We start from the raw sequence: 2639 nt of genomic DNA, 5'->3' as shown, positions 1-2639 counted from the left end.
TAGCTTGGCATTGTCCCCGGTCAGGAATACGATAAAAGCAAGTTCGACCCGGCCTTTGCCAAGCGTGTGCCCCAGGTCGCCTTCGCGCGCATCATGATGCACTTCAAGCTCAGCGATGGCGACGTGCAGGATATCGATGGCTGGGGTTTCACGACCAAGACTGGCATCTATGGCACCAACTACATCCAGCGTGCCCTGGTCACTGCGATCGGTCTTGGGGCAAACCGGCCACAGGATGCGGTCTACCCAACGTCGATGAAGTCCGGCGGAGGTCTGATCAAGCGGGCCTATAACGGTTCCGAAAAGTACGTCATGACCTTCAAGAAAGGCCAGACGCCGCCCGTGTCCGGTTTCTGGTCCTTGACGATGTACGATGCGGGGTACTTCTTCGTCGACAATCCGCTCAATCGCTATTCGATCAGTGCACGGCAGGACCTGAAGGCAAATCCGGACGGCTCGATCGATTTGTTCATTCAGCATGAATCGCCCGGGGCAGATAAGGAGTCGAACTGGCTCCCAGCACCCAAGGGCAAGTTTATTCTCATGATGCGCCTCTACTGGCCCAACGAGAGCAATCCCTCCATCATTGATGGTTCTTGGACGATACCGCCGGTGAAGAAGGTGAGCTAATTCCACCAGCCTGCATGCAGCCGCCGCGGCTCCGGTTCCTGGCGGCTGCAAACACGAAGTCTCGGCATCCACGTCTCTTGTTGAGAATGGTGCGACCGGTCCTCAGTGAAGATGAACCAAATTACATCAGCTTGGGCCCTGTCATTGGTTTTTGGAGACCAATAATTTGACAGAGGGGATTTGATCCAGTGGACCGGGCCTTTATGTACATCTTTCGGACTATGCTATGCAGTCTGTTCCTCTGCCTTTGTGGGCTTACGCACCTGCAGGCGCAAACGCCTGTGCCCCCTATTGCTCAGCCGTCCAAGGTGGCCGAACTGCTGCGTCTGCTTGAGGATGAGGACGTGAGGGCCTGGCTGGAGCAGAAGCAAGCCGCCGCTTCCGAGTCCGGCGATAATGAGGCAGTGTGGTTCATTGAAGAACGCGAGGTGCTCTTGCGCGCCCGTCTCAACGTGTTTTTCGCCGCAGTGCCGCGCGTCAGCGATGAACTTTCGCGCGTCGTGTCTGCGGTTTGGCAAGACGCGCGTAACAACGGCGCAATGCCCGCGGCGCTCGTGTTGGCAATCATCGCTGGCATAGCTTTTGGCATCGAATGGATTTTTCGCCATTCAGTGCCCGCCGTGCCCTTCCCCAACCCAATCTTGCGGCAGACCTACACGGAGTTTCTGACGTTCTCGATATTCACGGCGACCGTCGCGATCCTCTTTCTCCTGTTCGCCTGGCCGCCACTCGTGCGTGTGGTCGCACTCTACTCGCTTCTCGCTTTGGTCGTCTACAAGATCGCGACCGCGCTCTGCCGCATCGCGCTCGCCGCGTCCATAATGTCGGCCCGCTCCTATTTGCGGGCCCGGATATTCGTCGCATTGCTGGCAGCGACGATGGCATTCTGGGCTGTAACCGAACGCCTTGGTCTTGCAGCCGACGTCCAGTCAGCCCTCACTATCGGACTGTCCATCCCAATTGTTCTGCTAGCAATCGCGATGATCTGGCGTCAGCGCAACAACGATGTCCGGTCGTTGCGAGACCGTATCTCTGGTGCTATGAGCATCTCTGGCGTAATCGTGCTGTGGCTGCTCTGGTGCGGTGGATTCCTGGCTTTATTCTGGCTCGGCATGATGCTTGTCATCGTGCCCCGCGCTTTGTCGATTGCCGACAGCCTGATGCTTTCATTCTCGCCCTGGCGCGCAAGTGAAGGGGACCCATCGGACCTGAAGGCGGTCCTGCTCGTCCGCGGAACGCGGGTAATTATCCTCATTGCTGCGGTCGATTGGGTCGCGTTCGTTTGGCGACACAATTTTCCTTTTGTTGCCGGTGAAGCGACATTGATCCGGACGATCATTGCCGGGGCATTCAATAGCGTTGTGATCTTGCTCATCATCGACCTCGTCTGGCAATTGGCAAACGCCTACATTACCCGCAAGCTGAGCGAGATGGGTGATGAAGGAACGCTTCAATCGAACGTACGAGAAAGCCGGCTTCGCACTTTGCTGCCCGTTTTCCGCAACGCTTTGGCAGCGGCCCTTCTCTGTGTAGCAGTGCTCACGGTCCTTTCGGAGATGGGCGTCAAAATCGGCCCGCTGGTCGCCGGCGCGGGCGTCGTCGGCGTTGCAATTGGGTTTGGCTCGCAGACCTTGGTCAAGGACGTCGTCAGCGGCATTTTCTATCTATTGGACGATGCCTTTCGGGTCGGGGAATACATCGAAGCAGGAAGCTATACGGGCGTCGTGGAATCCTTCAGCCTTCGTTCCGTGCGGCTGCGTCACCACCGCGGGCCAATCTTCACCGTACCTTTTGGTTCGCTTGGCGCGATCAAGAACGCCAGCCGCGATTGGACTGTCGACAAATTCCGCATCCGTGTGCCGTTCAAAACCGATGTCGATAAAGTCCGCAAGCTCATCAAGGAGATCGGCGCGCAATTGCAGGCCGACCCGGAACTCGGTTCGCTCTTCATCGAGCCGCTCAAACTGAAGGGTGTCGAGCAGATCGCTGAAAACGGAATTGAACTTGGC

1 protein-coding gene and 1 pseudogene are annotated in these 2639 nt (G+C 57.3%); both read left to right on the top strand.

The window, feature by feature from the left end:
* Positions 1–630 (top strand): annotated as a pseudogene (locus tag I8N66_RS12180) (DUF1214 domain-containing protein); the annotation flags it as partial.
* 308 nt (positions 631–938) lie between these two features.
* The coding region (locus tag I8N66_RS12175) for a mechanosensitive ion channel family protein (RefSeq protein ID WP_291153982.1) at positions 939–2639 on the top strand (1701 nt) is incomplete at its 3' end.

The sequence above is a fragment of the Ensifer sp. SSB1 genome (genome assembly GCF_016652895.1).
GTDB lineage: Bacteria > Pseudomonadota > Alphaproteobacteria > Rhizobiales > Rhizobiaceae > Ensifer.
Note: the sequence above shows the minus strand (reverse complement) of the source record. Positions and strands in the feature narration are given on the sequence as shown.